Genomic DNA, 15734 nt, shown 5'->3' with positions numbered 1-15734 from the left:
CGCGAGCAGGAGGCGTGCGCAGGGCTAGGCGGTCACTTCCAGGGTTGCCTTGGCGGAGCGTTTGCTGGTGGCTCCGACCAGTTCGACGGTGGTGGGGCCCTTCTTCAGCGTCGCGGTCGGCATGTTCCACTCGACAGCGCCCGCGGCCGTGGAGGTCTTGACGATCTTCTGGGTGCCGTTGACCTTGATGGCGACCTGTTCGCCCTTGTCGAAGCCGGCGCCGGTCACCTTGACCGAGGTGCCGGCCTTGACGCTGTCGGGGACGAGCTTGACCGACGGGCCGGCGGCGGCCGGGGCGCTGGACTTCGCGGGGCTCGCGCCGGTGGACGTGGAGACCGCGACGGTCGGGGTGGCGGACGGGCTGCCGGTCCACTCGCTGATCTTGTCGCGGCCGGCGCTGAGCAGGCCGCGGCCCCACGGCGTCAACGCCAGGACGATGACGACCGGCACGGCGATGAGGCGCAGCCGCCAGAACATGCGGGAGATCGAGAATCCCGAGCCGCTGCGGCGGGCGCGGGCCGGCGGATCGGCGGGCGGTTCCGGCGGCTCGTCGCGGGTGCGCCGGTGCGGTTCGTCGCGGGCGTACTGCGGCATCAGGTCTTCGTCGCCGTAGATGGCGACGTTGCCCTGCATCGTCACGCCTGGGCCGATGATGACCGACGGCCGTTGCTGGCGTTGCTGCGGTACGACCGGCTGCTGCTGCGGTGCGTAACCCTCCTGCGGCGCGTACCCGGCCGGTGGTGGATACCCGGCCGGCGCCGCGTACCCGGCCGGCGGCCCCTGATACGCAGCCGGTGCCTGATACGCCGAAGGAGCTGCGCCCTGATAGGCAGGCGGCGCCGAGGCCTGGTAGGCGGCCGGCGGCACGGACGCCTGGAACGTCGCCGCGGGGGCCTGATACGCCGCCGGAGGAGCCGACGCCTGATACGCCGCCGGAGGGGCCGAAGGCTGATACGCGGCCGGCGGCGCTGAGGTCTGGTAAGGAGCCGGCGGCGCAGAGGCCTGGAACGAAGCCGACGCCGGATACCCGCCCGCCGGCGTGACCGGCGCGCCATAGCCGGTCGCCGCCGGCGACGAACCAACGCTGCCCGCGGCCTGTGTGTTGCCCAGCAGCAGCGCCCCGTACGCGACCGGCAGCTCCGGCTGCTCCGGCACCACCGGCGCCAGCCCGAACCGGGCATGCAGCCGACTCGCCACCAGCGGCAGCCGGCTCGACCCGCCCACCAGGAGGATCGCGTCCAGTTGCGCGGCCGGTACACCGGACCGCTGCAGCACACGGCGGGTCTCGTCGACGGCACGGTCCACCAGGGGCCCCGCGACCCGGTCCAGCTCCTCGCGGGTCAGGTGGGTCGCCTGGTCCACGCCCGGCACGTGCACCGGCGCCGAGGCGGCCCTGGACAGCATCTCTTTCGCCGCGCGTACCTCGGACCAGAACGTCATCCGGTCACGGAAGTCGGCCGGGGTCTGCGGATGCTGCAGCCGCCGCCACAGCTCGCCGTCGTGCGCGGCGACCTGCTGGCCGAGATGCCCGACCAGCGCGGCGTCGACGTCGGTGCCGCCCAGGTCGTCGAGGCCGCCGGTGGCCAGGACCCGCAGCCCGTCCGGCGTCGCCTGGGCCACCGTGACGTCCAGGGTGCCGCCGCCGAAGTCGAAGACGGCGACGCTGCGGCCCGGAGCGATCCGGGAGCCGAGGACCCGCATGCAGTACGTGGCGGCGGCGACCGGCTCGTCCAGCAGCGTGACCCGGCCGAGCCCGGCGACCCCGGCGGCCTCCTGCAGCACGGCGCGGCGGCGCGGGCCCCAGTCGGCGGGGCAGGTGAGCACGGTGGTGCCGCCGGCCAGGACGCCGGTCTGCGCGGCCTCGGCGGCGACCCGGCGCAGAATCGCGGCGAGCAGCTCGACGACCGGCACCTCACGGTCACCGAGAAGGATCAGACCCTCGTCGATGTGGCCCTTGGGGTTCGGCTCGTAGCGGGCCGCGTCGGTCGCCATGTGCCGCTCGGCGTCGCGCCCGACGAACACGGTGCCCGACGCGTCGGCGAACACCGCGGACGGCAGCAGCGGGTTGCCGTCGAACAGCAGCGGGCGGGGCGTGCCGTCGCCCCGGTCGACGACGGCCACCGTGTTGGAGGTGCCGAGGTCGACGGCGAACCGGACCTGACCCTGCACGAACAACCCCCCAGCCGCGGGACCCGAACGCCGAATGGTACGCCACCACGCACCGTACTTAGGACGCAACTGAGTACGAACCCCGATGCCCCCGCGGCCGGCGACCGCGAGAATCGCGGCATGGAAGAGACCCGCGCGCCGTATGGGGCGAGCCTGCTGGTCGCCGTCGGCTGGTTCCTGACCCCGGTCGCGGCGTTCGCCGTCGCGGACTGGTCGCTGCCCGACGGGCCGGATGCGACGGACATCGACTGCGGCTCCGGCGGCTGCGGCTGGTCGTCGATGGATTTCCTGCCGGCGATCGTGGTGCTGGTGGGCGTGCCGCTACTGGTGGTCCTCATGACGGTGACGGCCGTCACGTCCCTGCTGCGCATCCCGGCGGCGCTGGCCGGCACGCTGTCCGCGCTCGCGACGGTGCTCGTCGCCGTCTTCATTGTCGCGCTGTACTCGGCAGTCGCCCGATGAAACGCGCCGGCCTGGGAGTGCTGTTCTACACCACGATGTACGGCGCCCCGTTCCTGATCATCGTGGCGCTGGTCCGCCGGACCACGCTGATCTGGCTGCCGACCCGTGCGGCGGCGGAGGCGTTCGGGGCGACCACCGACACGCTGTTCATCGTGGGCATGGCGGCGTCGGTGGCGCTGCCGATGCTGGGCATCGCCCTCGCGAAGGCCGCCGACGAGCCCGGCTGGGGCCGGCACTTCGTCGGCGCGCTCGTCGCCGCCCCGCTGCTGTTCATCGTCTTGGCCGTGGTGAGTTCCAGGGCGAGCACCCCGCTCATCGGGCACGTGCCGGGCGACCACGAGATCCCGGTGCCGGTCACCGTCTGCGCCTACGAGTGCCCCGGCGGTTAGCCTGTGCCGCATGCCGGTGTTGTACGTCGTTGCCTGCGGTGGCCGCCCCGCCGCGGACCTGCCCGACTTCGTCGCCTCCGCCCAGCAGGACGGGTGGGTGGTGTGCGTCGTCGCGACCCCGGACGGCCTGAAGTTCCTCGACGCCGGGGTCCTCGAAGCACAGACCGGGTATCCGGTGCGGTCGCGGTACAAGGAGCCCGACGAGCCTGACGTGCTGCCGCCCGCGGACGCGTTCGTGGTCGCGCCGGCCACGTTCAACACGGTCAACAAGCTCGTCGCCGGGATCAGTGACACCCTGGCCCTGGGACTGCTCAACGAGGGGATCGGGCTGGGCAGGCCGGTCATCGTCGTACCCACGCCGAACGTCGGACTGTCCAACCATCCGGCGTTCAAGACCAGCCTGCGAACCTTGCGCGGGTGGGGCGTGATGGTCCTGTTCGACCCGGCGTCGGTGCCGCCGCTGGACAGCGACACGACGACCCCACCGCCGCCGTTCCCGTGGCCGGCGACGCTCGACGCGCTGCGGGCGCTCCCACGATGAGGCGCCTGGCCGTCCTGGGCCTGCCGCCCGTCGACCGGTGGAGGGTCGTGGAGCTGATCGCCGGGCGCCTCGGCGTGCCCATGGTCAGCATGTACACGGTCTTCCAGACGGAGTTCCGCGCCCAGAGTCCGGCGTCGGTCGAGTTCGGCCGGTTCATGGACGCGGGCGAACTCGTCCCGGACGAGGTGATGCTGCCGGTGCTCCTGACCCACCTCGACGGCCCCGGCTTCGTCCTGGACGGCTTCCCGCACACCGCGGTCCAGGCCGAGATGCTGACCGAGGCGCTCGCCGGTCGCGGCACGCCCCTGGACCGGGTCGTCGACCTCGTCCTGTCCGACGGTGAGGTGCTGCGCCGGGTAACCGGGCGGCGCGTCTGCCGCGGCTGCGGCAAGGTGTGGCACGTCGAGCCCGCCCCGGCCCGCTGCGACCGCTGCGGCGGCGAGGTGTTCCAGCGCGACGACGACGCCGAGTGGCACATCACCGCCAGGCTCCAGAGCTTCCGTTCGAATGCCGCCCCGATCCTCGAGCACTACCGGTCGCTGGAGCTGCTGGTGTCCGTCGACGCGACCCTGCCGCCTGAGGAGATCGCGGAGGCCGCCACGTGCTGACCGACGACGGGTGTCGACTGTGGACGGAGGTCGGCGGCGAGGGGCCGCCACTGGTGTTTGTCCACGGCGGCCCGGGCCTGTGGGACATGGCCGGCGACCTCGCCACGATGTTCGCCGGCCACTACCGCACCGTCCGCTGGGACCAGCGCGGGTGCGGCCGGTCCCAGAACAGCGGGCCGTACACCTTGGACCGCAGCATCAAGGACCTCGACGCGGTGCTGGACGGGCCTGCCACGCTGCTCGGGCACTCGTGGGGCGCGCATCTGGCCCTCGAATACACGCTGCGGCACCCGGATCGCGTGCGGCGCCTGGTGTACGTGGCCGGCACCGGCATCGACGACGAGGACACCTGGAAGCCCGCGTTCCGGGAACGCGTCCGGGACCTGCCGCGCGGCCACGACCGGGCTTCAGTGGTGCGGCAGTGGACCGCCGAGTTCCCCGACCGGGAGCGGGCCACGGCGCACGCCGAGGCGATGGCGACGCCGTGGTTCGACATCAACGGTGAGTGCAACGCCACCCTCAACGCCGAGATCGCGCGGCGGCTGCGGGAGACGGACCTCGCCGCGCAGTGCCGGGACCTGCGGGTGCCGGTGCTCATCATCGACGGCGAGCTGGACCTGCGCCCCCGGTGGGCGGTGGACTCCCTCGCGGCGGCGCTGCCGGACGTGCGCCGGGTGATCCTGGCGGGCGCGAGCCACCTGCCGTGGGTGGAAGACCCTGACGGCTTCTCAGGGGCGGTTCTCGGGGACCCGCGGAGGTAAACCCCGGATGCCCGTGCGGGACAGCCGGCGACAGGGTGGAAGTAACCAATTTCCACCTATCGCTGGAGGTGTCCGCTTTGCGCAAACTCAGTGCCGCCCTGGTCGCGGCAGCGCTCGTCATCGGAACGGCCGGCACCGCGCATGCCGGGGAGGCGGGCCGGCAGCGCTGCACGACCGTGGCGGACGGGACCCCGCTGCGCGACGCCCTCGCCGGGCTGCCAGACGAGGAGGCGTCCGGGGCACTCCTGCTGGTCAACGACGCCAACGGATGCCGCCAGGGCACGGCCGGCGTGGCCGATGTCCACAGTGGACGGACGGTCCCGATCGACGGGCGCTTCCGCATCGGCAGCATGACCAAGACGTTCACCGCCGTGGTCGCGCTGCAGCTCGCCGCGGAGGGGAAGCTCGACCTGGACCAGACCGTGCAGCACTACCTGCCCGACCTCCTGCCCGCCGGGACCGCGCCGATCACGGTGCGGCAGGTGCTCACGTACACCAGCGGCATCAACCACGTCCCGGTGCCGAACAAGCAGACGGAATGGTTCCTCGCCCACCGCTACGACCGCTGGGCGAAGGGCAGCCAGATCGACACCGCGGAGCCCCTGGCGTTCGCGCCCGGCACGAAGCAGCGGTACGGCAACGTCGACTACATCGTCGCCGGGCTGCTCATCGAGAAGGTCACCGGCCGCAGCTGGGAGTCGCAGATCCAGCGGCGCATCGTCGACCGGCTCGGCCTGCGCGGCACCACCGCGCCCGGCCGGGACGACGAGGTGCGCGGCCCGCACGCGCACGGCTATGAGGCCACCGATGCCGGTTGGGTCGACGTGACCCGCGCCGACACGTCGCTGCAGTGGTCGGCGGCGTCGATCATCTCGACCGCGCCGGACCTGGACCGGTTCCTGGTGGCGCTGTTCAGCGGGCACCTGGTGCCGGAGCCGCAGCTGTCGGAGATGTTCACCGTGCCGGCCGGGGTGAAACTGTACGACGGCAACGACGACCCCGCCGACGACCAGGACGCCGTCTACAGCGCCGGGCTCACGAAGCTGCTGGACCTGCCGTCGTTGACGGTGTGGGGCAAGAGCGGCGACCGGCCCGGCTACAACAACGCGATGGCCGCGACCCGGGACCTGTCCATGCGGCTGGTCTACTCCGTCAACACCCTGCACATGGGCGGCACCGACCAGCCGCTGCGTTCCCAGCGCATCGTCGGAGCGGTGCTGCAGGGCAGGTGAGCAACGGCGGCCCCACTTGCTTCTTCTCTACTTTTACGATAGGAATTGCAGACTTCTGCAATGCCCGTCCAAATGAAGTAGGGAGCGCTGTGAACGCCGAGTGGGGCCGCCGGATCGGGTTGCGGGTGGTGGCCATCGTCGTGCTCGGGGTGCTGTGGCAGGTCACCGCCACCGTCATGGACAACCCGACGTTCATCCCCTCCCCCGCCGCCGTGTGGCACCGGCTGATCCAGACCTCCAGCGTCCACGACGGCACCCGCGGCTACAGCGGCCACCTGCTCATCGAGCACCTCGGCGTCAGCCTGCGCCGCATCCTCATCGGCTCCGCGATCGGCGTCGCCGGCGGCCTGATCGCCGGCGTGGTGATGGGCACCGTCGGCTGGATCCGCGTCGTCGCCGAACCGGTCGTCACGTTCGTGCGGGCGCTGCCGCCCCTGGCGTACTTCAGCCTCTTCATCATCTGGTTCGGCATCGACGAGACGCCCAAGCTGTGGCTGCTGTCGATCGCCGCGCTGCCACCGGTCGCCGTGGCCACCGCCGCCGCCGTGCACAACGCGCCCACCGCCCTGGTCGAAGCGACCCGCGCCCTCGGCGCGAAACGCTGGCAGGTGACCCGCGACGTGGTACTGCCCCACGCGCTGCCCGAGATCTTCACCGGGATCCGCCTGGCAGTCGGCATCGCGTACTCCTCCGTCGTGGCCGCCGAGACCATCAACGGCGTACCCGGCATCGGCGGCATGGTCCGCGACGCACAGCGGTACTCGCAGACCGACGTCGTCGTGCTCGGCCTGTTCGCCATCGGACTGTCCGGACTCGCCATCGACGCGGTGCTGCGTCAGGCCGAGACCCGCCTCATCCCCTGGCGCGGACGCGCCTGAAACCCCCTCTGAATAGGACACCCGTGAGACTCAAGAGCCTGATCGCCGTCGCCGCCTTGTTCCTGGCCGCGTGCGGTGATGGCGCCGCCAGCGGCAACAGCAGCTCGGAGCAGAAGACCATCCGGATCGCGTACCAGGCGTTCCCCAGCGGCGACCTCATCGTCAAGAACCAGGGCCTCCTCGAAAAGGCGCTGCCCGACTACAAGATCACCTGGACGAAGTTCGACTCGGGCGCGAGCATCAACACCGCGTTCGTCGCCAAGAGCGTCGACATCGCCGCCATCGGCTCCAGCCCCGTCGCCCGCGGGCTCTCGGCGCCGCTGAACATCCCCTACCAGGTCGCGTTCGTCCTCGACGTCGCCGGCGACAACGAGGCCCTCGTCGCCCGCAACGGCTCGAACGTCAACGCCGTCACGGACCTGCGGGGCAAGAAGGTCGGCACGCCGTTCGCCTCGACCGCGCACTACAGCCTGCTCGCCGCGCTGGACAAAGCCGGCGTCAAGGAGTCCGAACTGACCATCGTGGACCTGGAGCCGCAGGACATCCAGGCCGCCTGGACCCGCGGCGACCTCGACGCCGCCTACACCTGGCTGCCGTCCCTCGACGAGCTGAAGAAGACCGGCAAGGTCCTCGTCACCAGCCGCGAGCTGGCCACCGCGGGCAAGCCGACGCTGGACCTCGGCGTCGTGTCGACCGCGTTCGCGACCGCGCACCCCGACGCCGTCGACGCGTGGCGCAAGGTGGAGGCGAAGGCCCTCGACATCATCGCCAACGACCCCACCGCCGCGGCCACGGCCGTCGGCAAGGAACTCAACATCAGCACCGAGGACGCCAAGCACCAGCTCAGCCAGGGCGTGTTCCTCAAGCCCGCGGACATCGCCAGCAGCACCTGGCTCGGCACCCCCGAGAAGGTCGGCGACCTTGCCAAGAACCTCCTCGCCGCGGCCGAGTTCCTCAAGGCGCAGAAGAAGATCGACGCGGTGCCGGACCTCGCCACCGTCGAGAAGGCCATCTACACCAAGGGCCTCCCGGGTGTCCTCCAGTCCTGAGACCTCGGCCGTCACCGTCACCGGCGTCGAGCACCGCTACGGTGCGGTCGTCGCGGTCGGCCCGATAGACCTGTCCGTGCCGGCCGGCGCCTTCCTGGTGCTGGTCGGCGCGTCCGGCTGCGGCAAGAGCACGCTGCTGCGGCTGATCGCCGGCTTCGAGCAGCCCACCACCGGCACCGTGCGCACCGGCGGCCGCGTCCCCGAGCCGGGGCGCGGCGCCGGGCTGGTCTTCCAGCAGCCGCGCCTGCTGCCGTGGAAGACCGTCGGCGGCAACGTCGCCCTCGCCCTGCGCTACGCGGGCGTGTCCCGCGAGGAACGCGCCGCGCGGGTGCCGGAACTCCTCGAACGGGTCGGGTTGCACGACGTCGCCGAGCGGCGCGTGTGGCAGATCTCCGGCGGGCAGCAGCAGCGGGTCGCGATCGCCCGCGCTTTGGCGGTACCGAATCCGCTGCTGCTGCTGGACGAGCCGTTCGCCGCCCTGGACGCGCTCACGAGGGAGCGGCTGCAGGAGGACCTGCGGCAGGTCACGGCGGAGACCGGCCGCACCTGCGTCTTCGTCACCCACAGCGTCGACGAGGCCGTGTTCCTCGGCAGCCGCGTCGTCGTGCTCACCAGCCGCCCCGGGCAGGTCGCCCTCGACCTGGACATCGACCTGCCCCGCACCGGCGTCGAACCCGACGAGCTGCGGGGCCTGCCCGCCTACGCCGCGCTGCGCGCCACCATCGGCCACGCCGTCCGCGACGCGGCGGCGGGAAAGGAGCCACGATGAAGCTCGACCATCTCGGCCCGCACTTCGGCGCCGACGTCCACGACATCGACCTGGACCGCGCCACCGACGACGAGCTCGCCGACGTCAGGGCCGCGCTGGTCGAGCACAAGGTGCTGTTCTTCGGCGGGCAGCAGCTCGACGACGACGGCCAGGTGCGCCTCGGCCGGCGCCTCGGCGAGCTGACCGCGTCACACCCCGTCGTCGGCGGCGTCGACGAGGCCCACCCCGAGGTGTACGCCCTCGACAGCGCCGACAACGGCTTCGCCGACGTGTGGCACACCGACGTGACCTTCATGCCCCGCCCGCCACTCGGCTCGATCCTGCGCGCGGTGGTGCTGCCACCGTCCGGCGGCGACACCAACTGGGCGGACAGCCAGCTCGCCTACGAGTCGCTGTCCGCGCCGGTACGAGCCCTCGCCGACCAGCTCACCGCGGTGCACGACGGCAACCGCGAGTTCGGCTACTACCTCGCCCAGCGCCGCGGCGGCAAAGGCAGCGTCTGGGACGGCGAGGTCGTCACCCGCCTCGACCCGGTCGAGCACCCGGTCGTGCGGGTCCATCCGGAGACCGGCCGGCGCGGCCTGTTCGTCAACCCCGGCTTCACCTCGCACATCGTCGGCGTCTCCGAGGCCGAAAGCCGCGGCATCCTGGACCTGCTCTACGCGCACCTGACGAAGCCGGAGCACATCGTGCGGCACCGCTGGCGGGCCGGCGACGTGGCGATGTGGGACAACCGCAGCACCGCGCACTACGCCAACCGCGACTACGGCACTGCCCACCGCGTCATGCACCGCATCACGCTGCGCGGCGACGCCCCGGTGGGCCCACACTGAGGGTATGCCTCACCGCCTGCTCGTCGTCCTGCTCGCCGCGGTCCTGACCACCGCGGCCGGGTGCTCGTTCAAGGAGCGGATCTGCGGCTCCGGCGAGCACCCGGTGAAGGCCGTCGGCAACGCCACCGGCCGCACCTGCGTCCGCGACGGCGCCGACCCGCCGGCCGGCTACGTGCCCTACCCGGCCGGCAAGGTCCCGAAGTACGTCGATGACGAGTGGGACCGCTACTGGAGCGACAAGGTCGTCGACGAACGCGGCAACATCGTGGCCCGCTGACCGCGTGTCGCCACGCCGTTCCCAGCGGCGCGTTGCGCAGACTGACCCGATGGCGAAGGAGGAGGCCGCGGAGGCGGCCGCTGGGTCGGGCAAGGCCGCCGAGACCCTGTCGCAGTTCATCGCCCGCGTCCTGGACCAGCTTGCGCTGAGCGCCTGGCTGCCCGCGGCGGCGCTGATCCTGCTCCTCACCTACGTGATCGAGCTCGGCGCCGCCCTCGACGGCACCCGGGACGCCCCTGCACTCCAGGCCCTGAGAGCGATGGCGCACGTGTCTCTCGGCGGGGCGCTGCTGCTCGTCGCGGCCGTCATCGTGCTGACCATGGTGACGCAGGCGTTCTCCTTCGAGGCGATCCGCGTCCTGGAGGGCTACTGGGGCACCAACGTGATCGTGGAACGGATCGCGCAGTGGCGCTGCGAACGGCACCGCCGCCGGCAGGCGGGCCTGCGCCACCGGCACAAGGTGCTGACGGCCGCCGCGTGGGCCGGCGCCGAGCAGCGGCTGCGCGAGCTCAACCAGGACCTACTCGCCCGGGGCGTCGCGACGGAGATGACCCCGAACGTCATCGACGCGATCGGCGCCCGGGTCCTGGAGACCCGCCCCGCCGGGACGCTCAGCACCCAAGAGGCCGCCACCGTCGAGGACGCCGGGCCGCGGTGGCGGGAATGGGCGCCGCCGGAGTTGCTGCGGCGGCGGGTCAACGTCGAGAAGCAGCTGCGGGACTTCCCCGCCGCGGGCCGGATGCTGCCGACCCGGCTGGGCAACATCCTGCGCCGGCACGAGGACGAGACCGGCGAGACCGAGGTCGAGAGCTTCATCCGGCGCCGCTTCGACGACCTGCCGGCCTCGGTCCGGGAGGAGCACGACGACCAGCGCACCCGGCTGGACCTGTACTGCTCGATGGTGTTCGTGATGCTGCTGGTGACGGTGGTGGCCGCGGTGCGTCTGGGGCCGCAGCACCGGCCGGCCGCGCTCGTCGCGGTGGTCGCCGGGCTGATGGCGGCGGCGCTGATGTACCGCGCGGCGGTCGCTAGCGCACGCGCCTACGGCGGGCTGCTGGTGCTCGCCAGCCGGCTGCCGGCGGCTACTGGTCCGGCTCCAGGTCCCTGAACGGGTGGTCGGGGCATCGCTGTGGGCGTTCGAAGCTCACGACGACCCAGTCGCAGTCGCGGCAGCGCCACACCCGCTGCCCCGGCTCCGGGGTCGGCACCCGCCGGTCGATCACGCGAACATTCTGTCACTCTGTGTAGGCGTGCACATCCACCGTGGAGGCTTTCGCTCCGCACCGTTACGGTGGGCCCGTGATGCGGTTGTGGCAGGTGTCGCTGATGTTCGTCGTGCTCGCCGGGGTGCTGGGGGTCGTCCTGGCCTCGGACGGGTCGCCGGTGGCGGGGGCGGTGGTCGCGGTGGTGTTCCTGGCGGCGGCGTTCGGGTATTCGCCGCTGATCTACCCGCGGCACACACCGGCCGCCGAGGCGCAGGCGTCGGGACTGCCGATCGTGTACTGGCGGCCCGGGTGCCCGTTCTGCCTGCGGCTGCGACTGAGCTTGCTCGGGCGGGCGCGGCATGCGAAGTGGGTGAACATCTGGCGCGACCCCGAGGGTGCCGCGGCCGTGCGGGCGATCGCCGACGGCAACGAGACCGTCCCGACCGTCGTCGCCGGTCTTGCGGCTCGGGTCAACCCGGCACCCGCGTGGGCCCGGACGCAGCTGCGCGCGAAGTGACCCGCGTCGCAGTGACCAATCCCAATATGACGGCCCCTCGACGGAGAAATCCTTAAGCCATAGCGTCGCCGGCACGGCTCCCGAACCCGCCATGGAGGAGACCAGCCATGCGCCGCATCGCCATGTTCTGCGCCCTGTTGAGCGCCGCCGCGACCCTCGTCGCTCCCGCCGCCGCACCCGCCGCACCCGCCGCGGCGGCCGCGCCCGCGACCTACACGAACCCGGTGAGCGCCGGCGTGGTCGACACGTTCCCGGACCCGGCGATGATCCGAGGCAAGGACGGGCTCTGGTACGCCTACGGCACCACCAACCCGATCCGGGTCAGCGCTGGCGACACGGCCGAGCACATCCTGCCGGTGCTGCGCTCCCCCGACCTGGTCACGTGGACCTACGTCGGCGACGTCTACCCGGTCACCGGCAAGCCGTCGTGGTGGCCGGCCGGGACCCGGCCGTGGGCGCCCGACATCCGGTACGTCGACGGCAGCTATCACCTCACCTACTCGATGTCGACCGGCGGGATCGCGCTCGTGACCGCGCCGACGCCGACCGGGCCGTGGACGGATCACGGGCGGATCGTCCCCGGCGACCTCGTCGGCAGCGGCTGCCCGAGCGGCAGCATCGACCAGGCCATGTACACCGACATCGGCACCGGCGCGCACTACCTCTACTGGGGCAGCTACGACACCATCTGCGTGTCCCGGATGAACGCCACCGCCACCGCGCTCACCGGCACCGTCACGCAGGTCGCCCGGGGCCGGCGGATGGAGGGCGGGTTCCTGGTCCGCCGCGACGGCATGTACTACCTCTTCTACTCCGACGCCGGCTGCTGCGACGGCGCGTTCAGCGGCTACACGGTCAAGGTGGGACGGGCCAGCAGCCCGCTCGGCCCGTTCACCACCCCCAGCGGCCGCAACCTGATGGACCTGACGAGCAAGGACGGCATCGTCGTGGCCGCGAACGGCAACGGCTGGGTCGGCCCCGGGCACAACGCGATCCAGACCGACCTGTCCGGTCAGGACTGGCTGGTGTACCACGCGATCCCGTCGGCGAACCCGGAGTTCGGTCCGGTGACGAACCCGTGGGGCGGCACGATCAGCAACCTCAGCCGCCGCCCGCTGATGCTGGACCGGCTCGACTGGATCGACGGCTGGCCGGTGGTCCGGGCAGGTGCCGGCCCGTCGACCGGTGCGCAACCGGCGCCGGTCAGCACGTGGACGGTCGGCAGCACCTTCAACGCCGACCTCACCGGCTGGGGCACCACCTGGCCCCTGGCCACCGACCCCGACTCCGGCGGCTATGTGTCCACATCGGTCACTGGTACGTCGCTGTCGACCGCCGCGGTCAGCGGCAACGTGCGCGTCGAAGGCGACCTGCGCCTCGGCGCGGCGAACACGGCCGGCGCGGTCGGGCTCGTCATCACCCAGGCCGACCCGGACAACCGCATCGTCGCCTGGATCAACCGGGCCCAGCAGCGCCTCGTCGTCGACGTCACCGTCGCCGGCGTGACCACGTCCGCGAGCAGTCCGCTCCCGGCGTCCTTCGACTACGACTCGTGGCACAACGTCGCCGCCGAGCGGCGCGGCAGCACCCTCGTCACGTGGGTGACCGCCGACCGCCTCCGCGACGCCGTCTCGACCGTGACGGTCACGCTGCCCGCCGGCGCCCCTGCGAGCGGCCGTGTCGGTGCCGCGTCGACGGATGGGGTCGCGGCCGCCGACAACGTGGGGGCGGCGCCGCTGTATCCGCTGCCGCCGCCCCGCGTGCCGAACCCGGTCCTCGGCGCCCAGCTGCCGGCGTACTCCGACGAGTTCACCACCGGCACCTCTGGCTGGACGTGGCTGCGCGCCGCCGCCGCGACCGTCTCCGGCGGCCAGCTGGTGTGGCCGACCCAGGCGGCCGAGCTGGCGCTGGGCACGAACACCGCGTCGGTCCTGCTGCGCGACGCCCCCGCCGGCGACTTCGTCGTGGAGACCAAGCTGCAGTTCGACGGCACCGTCGGCAACCAGCAGGCGGGCCTGGTCCTGTACGAGAACGACAACCGCTTCCTCAAGCTGACCCACACGGTCCTGCCCCTCGCCTGGGGCGGCGGCACGGTCCTGCACGTGACGGAGTTCGGCAAGGAGGCCGAACGCCCCACGACCACCCCGCCGACCGCCGTGGCCGCCGGTCCGATGTTCGGCGGCCCACCCGCCACGACCACCTGGCTGCGCCTGGTGTACCGCGCCGACACCGGCAACAACGAGCACGACGTACGCATGGCCTCCAGCACCGACGGCGTCAACTGGACCTGGGGCGGCACCTGGTCACTGCCCCACGCCGGCGCCCTGCGCATCGGCCTCGTCTCGATGAACGCCACCGGCGCCACCGCCCGCTTCGACTACGTGCGCACTTACGCGCTGGCCTCCTGACGGTTTACCGGCCGCCGCTGCGGGGACGCAGTGCAGTCATGGGCGAGATCAAGGTGGGTACCGCCTCGTGGACCCACAAGACGCTGCTCGAGTCGGGCTGGTACCCGCCCGACGCGAACAGCCCGGAGCGGCGGCTGGCCTACTACGCCACCCAGTTCCCGATCGTGGAGGTCGACTCGACCTACTACGCGCTGCCCGCCGAGCGGAACACCGTGCTGTGGGCGCAGCGCACCCCGGCGGCCTTCACGTTCAACATCAAGGCGTTCGGCCTGCTGACCGGCCACCCGATCAGGGCCAGCACGTTGCCGAAGGACCTGCGCCCGGACTCCGGCAAGCCGCGCCTGTACCCCGACGACCTGCCGCCGCACACCTACGAGGAGGTGTGGACCCGGTTCCTGACCGCGCTGGCCCCCCTGGTGCGGGCCGGCAAACTGGGCGTCGTGCTGTTCCAGTTCCCGCCGTGGTTCACCGCCCGCGCGGCCAGCAGGCAGACGCTGCTCGACATCGTGGCCCGCTGCCGGCCGCTGCGGGTGGCGGTGGAGTTCCGGCACGCGTCCTGGTTCGACGGCGACACCGGGCAGGAGACGCTGCGGTTCCTGCGCGACCACGACATCCCCTACGTCGCGGTCGACATGCCGCAGGGCCACCGCTCGTCGGTCCCGCCGGTCGTCGCGGCCACGTCGGATCTCGCGGTCGTGCGCTTCCACGGCCGCAGCGACCACTGGACCAGCACCGAGATTGACGAGAAGTTCGCCTACCGGTACTCCGAGCAAGAACTGGCCGACTGGGCCTCGAAGCTGCGCGAACTGGCCGCGCAGACCGACGAGACCCACGTGCTGCTGAACAACTGCTGCGCCGACAACTCCCAACGCAACGCCGCCCAGCTCATCGAACTGCTCAACAAGCCATGACTCTAGGATTCTGGCGTGGGCTTCGATGTCGGCGTCGGGCTGTTCCTGTGCGATGAGACGTTCTGGCCGCTGCAGGAGCGGCAGCGGTTCCTGGACGAGGTCAACGCGACGCTGGAGCGGCACGGACTGCCCCCGCACCGGGAGCCACGGTCGGCCGCGGAGATCGAGCCGCCGCTGCCACCTGGGACGGACCCGTGTCTGCTCGGCGCGTCGATGGGGTCGTACTCCTCGCACGCCCGGCGGGTCGACCGCCTGGACTGGTTCGCCCGGCACGTCGCGGTCCGCGGCACGGCACCCGACGAGGACCCGCCCTACGGGCCGGACCTCTACCAGGCGTACGACACACTGACCGACCGCGGGACGGCGTTCGACCACCTGCTCGCCGCGTGCGGGGAGGGCGTCGTCGTGCTGCCACGGCCGCTGCCCGGCGTGCTCTTCGGCGGGCCCGGCTGCATCGTCTCCGCGCACCGGCTGCGGGCCGAGGCGGTGGCGCTCGGGTACGTGCTGCGCACCGGCGACCCCGCGGCCGGCGACGCACCGGTCGTGGACTGGATCACCGGGACGCCGGTGGAGGACCGCTCGTTCGAGGGTCTCACCGCCCGCATCGCCGATGACGACGACGTCTGGCAGGGCTGGGCCGAGGAGTCCGACCTCTGCCAGCGGCTGCTGCGCTCCGCCGACGACGTCCTGCGTACGGGCGCGCTGGGCCTCACCAGCTGACGGCC

At 72.3% G+C, this 15734-nt stretch carries 18 protein-coding genes; 16 read left to right on the top strand and 2 right to left on the bottom strand.

Annotation, left to right across the window (positions count from 1 at the left end):
• Positions 1 to 24 precede the first annotated feature (24 nt).
• The gene (locus AB0K00_RS18000) at positions 25 to 2169 is read right to left on the bottom strand and encodes an Hsp70 family protein (RefSeq protein WP_363522073.1); all 2145 of its coding nucleotides are present in this window, start codon (positions 2167 to 2169) and stop codon (positions 25 to 27) included.
• 120 nt (positions 2170 to 2289) lie between these two features.
• On the opposite strand from AB0K00_RS18000, the gene AB0K00_RS17995 reads away from it, so the two are divergent.
• The 12 genes from AB0K00_RS17995 (at position 2290) to AB0K00_RS17940 (ending at position 11076) form a co-directional block, all read left to right on the top strand.
• On the top strand, positions 2290 to 2631 hold the full coding sequence (locus tag AB0K00_RS17995) for a hypothetical protein (protein WP_363522071.1): 342 nt from the start codon (positions 2290 to 2292) through the stop codon (positions 2629 to 2631).
• Positions 2628 to 3020, top strand: a complete 393-nt coding sequence (locus tag AB0K00_RS17990) for a hypothetical protein (protein WP_363522069.1) — start codon at positions 2628 to 2630, stop codon at positions 3018 to 3020. Before AB0K00_RS17995 ends, AB0K00_RS17990 begins: the two co-directional genes overlap by 4 nt.
• A 10-nt stretch (positions 3021 to 3030) precedes the next feature.
• A complete protein-coding gene (locus AB0K00_RS17985; RefSeq protein ID WP_363522067.1) occupies positions 3031 to 3561 on the top strand; it encodes a flavoprotein in 531 nt (176 codons plus the stop codon).
• Complete coding sequence (locus tag AB0K00_RS17980) at positions 3558 to 4169, top strand: nucleoside monophosphate kinase (protein ID WP_363522065.1); 612 nt, start codon at positions 3558 to 3560, stop codon at positions 4167 to 4169. Before AB0K00_RS17985 ends, AB0K00_RS17980 begins: the two co-directional genes overlap by 4 nt.
• Positions 4163 to 4930: an alpha/beta hydrolase gene (locus tag AB0K00_RS17975; RefSeq protein WP_363522063.1), complete on the top strand. Its 768-nt coding sequence runs from the start codon at positions 4163 to 4165 to the stop codon at positions 4928 to 4930. The genes AB0K00_RS17980 and AB0K00_RS17975 overlap by 7 nt, the downstream gene beginning before the upstream one ends.
• A 77-nt stretch (positions 4931 to 5007) precedes the next feature.
• A complete protein-coding gene (locus AB0K00_RS17970; RefSeq protein ID WP_363522062.1) occupies positions 5008 to 6162 on the top strand; it encodes a serine hydrolase domain-containing protein in 1155 nt (384 codons plus the stop codon).
• A gap of 89 nt (positions 6163 to 6251) precedes the next feature.
• Complete coding sequence (locus AB0K00_RS17965; RefSeq protein ID WP_363522060.1) at positions 6252 to 7040, top strand: ABC transporter permease; 789 nt, start codon at positions 6252 to 6254, stop codon at positions 7038 to 7040.
• A gap of 23 nt (positions 7041 to 7063) precedes the next feature.
• Positions 7064 to 8089, top strand: a complete 1026-nt coding sequence (locus tag AB0K00_RS17960) for an ABC transporter substrate-binding protein (protein WP_363522058.1) — start codon at positions 7064 to 7066, stop codon at positions 8087 to 8089.
• Positions 8073 to 8858, top strand: a complete 786-nt coding sequence (locus AB0K00_RS17955; protein ID WP_363522057.1) for an ABC transporter ATP-binding protein — start codon at positions 8073 to 8075, stop codon at positions 8856 to 8858. Before AB0K00_RS17960 ends, AB0K00_RS17955 begins: the two co-directional genes overlap by 17 nt.
• Positions 8855 to 9691, top strand: coding sequence for a TauD/TfdA family dioxygenase (locus AB0K00_RS17950; protein ID WP_363522055.1), 837 nt, complete (start codon positions 8855 to 8857; stop codon positions 9689 to 9691). The genes AB0K00_RS17955 and AB0K00_RS17950 overlap by 4 nt, the downstream gene beginning before the upstream one ends.
• 4 nt (positions 9692 to 9695) lie before the next feature.
• Positions 9696 to 9968: a hypothetical protein gene (locus tag AB0K00_RS17945; protein ID WP_363522054.1), complete on the top strand. Its 273-nt coding sequence runs from the start codon at positions 9696 to 9698 to the stop codon at positions 9966 to 9968.
• A 49-nt stretch (positions 9969 to 10017) separates the two neighbouring features.
• Positions 10018 to 11076, top strand: a complete 1059-nt coding sequence (locus AB0K00_RS17940) for a hypothetical protein (RefSeq protein WP_363522052.1) — start codon at positions 10018 to 10020, stop codon at positions 11074 to 11076.
• Here the strand turns inward: AB0K00_RS17940 and AB0K00_RS17935 are convergent.
• Positions 11051 to 11191 (bottom strand): hypothetical protein, encoded by a 141-nt coding sequence (locus AB0K00_RS17935; protein ID WP_363522051.1) that lies wholly within the window; start codon positions 11189 to 11191, stop codon positions 11051 to 11053. The genes AB0K00_RS17940 and AB0K00_RS17935 overlap by 26 nt on opposite strands.
• Positions 11192 to 11270: 79 nt before the next feature.
• Here AB0K00_RS17935 and AB0K00_RS17930 point away from each other — a divergent pair, with 79 nt between their 5' ends.
• From AB0K00_RS17930 to AB0K00_RS17915, 4 genes are all read left to right on the top strand, one after another.
• Positions 11271 to 11690, top strand: a complete 420-nt coding sequence (locus AB0K00_RS17930; protein ID WP_363522148.1) for a glutaredoxin domain-containing protein — start codon at positions 11271 to 11273, stop codon at positions 11688 to 11690.
• A 107-nt stretch (positions 11691 to 11797) separates the two neighbouring features.
• A complete protein-coding gene (locus AB0K00_RS17925) occupies positions 11798 to 14098 on the top strand; it encodes a family 43 glycosylhydrolase (RefSeq protein WP_363522049.1) in 2301 nt (766 codons plus the stop codon).
• 38 nt (positions 14099 to 14136) lie between these two features.
• A complete protein-coding gene (locus tag AB0K00_RS17920; protein WP_363522047.1) occupies positions 14137 to 15009 on the top strand; it encodes a DUF72 domain-containing protein in 873 nt (290 codons plus the stop codon).
• A 15-nt stretch (positions 15010 to 15024) separates the two neighbouring features.
• Positions 15025 to 15729: a hypothetical protein gene (locus AB0K00_RS17915; protein WP_363522045.1), complete on the top strand. Its 705-nt coding sequence runs from the start codon at positions 15025 to 15027 to the stop codon at positions 15727 to 15729.
• The last annotated feature ends 5 nt before the right edge of the window (positions 15730 to 15734 follow it).

This window comes from Dactylosporangium sp. NPDC049525 (assembly GCF_040676755.1).
Lineage (GTDB): Bacteria > Actinomycetota > Actinomycetes > Mycobacteriales > Micromonosporaceae > Dactylosporangium.
This window is presented reverse-complemented; position numbering and strand designations above follow the sequence as displayed.

Bases quoted from the DNA above. Each gene is read 5' to 3' on its own strand.
- AB0K00_RS17995 (WP_363522071.1), top strand. From the start codon at position 2,290: ATGGAAGAGACCCGCGCGCCGTATGGGGCGAGCCTGCTGGTCGCCGTC.
- AB0K00_RS17945 (WP_363522054.1), top strand. From the start codon at position 9,696: ATGCCTCACCGCCTGCTCGTCGTCCTGCTCGCCGCGGTCCTGACCACC.
- AB0K00_RS17940 (WP_363522052.1), top strand. From the start codon at position 10,018: ATGGCGAAGGAGGAGGCCGCGGAGGCGGCCGCTGGGTCGGGCAAGGCC.
- AB0K00_RS17990 (WP_363522069.1), top strand. From the start codon at position 2,628: ATGAAACGCGCCGGCCTGGGAGTGCTGTTCTACACCACGATGTACGGC.
- AB0K00_RS17980 (WP_363522065.1), top strand. From the start codon at position 3,558: ATGAGGCGCCTGGCCGTCCTGGGCCTGCCGCCCGTCGACCGGTGGAGG.
- AB0K00_RS17920 (WP_363522047.1), top strand. From the start codon at position 14,137: ATGGGCGAGATCAAGGTGGGTACCGCCTCGTGGACCCACAAGACGCTG.
- AB0K00_RS17925 (WP_363522049.1), top strand. From the start codon at position 11,798: ATGCGCCGCATCGCCATGTTCTGCGCCCTGTTGAGCGCCGCCGCGACC.
- AB0K00_RS17930 (WP_363522148.1), top strand. From the start codon at position 11,271: ATGCGGTTGTGGCAGGTGTCGCTGATGTTCGTCGTGCTCGCCGGGGTG.
- AB0K00_RS17985 (WP_363522067.1), top strand. From the start codon at position 3,031: ATGCCGGTGTTGTACGTCGTTGCCTGCGGTGGCCGCCCCGCCGCGGAC.
- AB0K00_RS17950 (WP_363522055.1), top strand. From the start codon at position 8,855: ATGAAGCTCGACCATCTCGGCCCGCACTTCGGCGCCGACGTCCACGAC.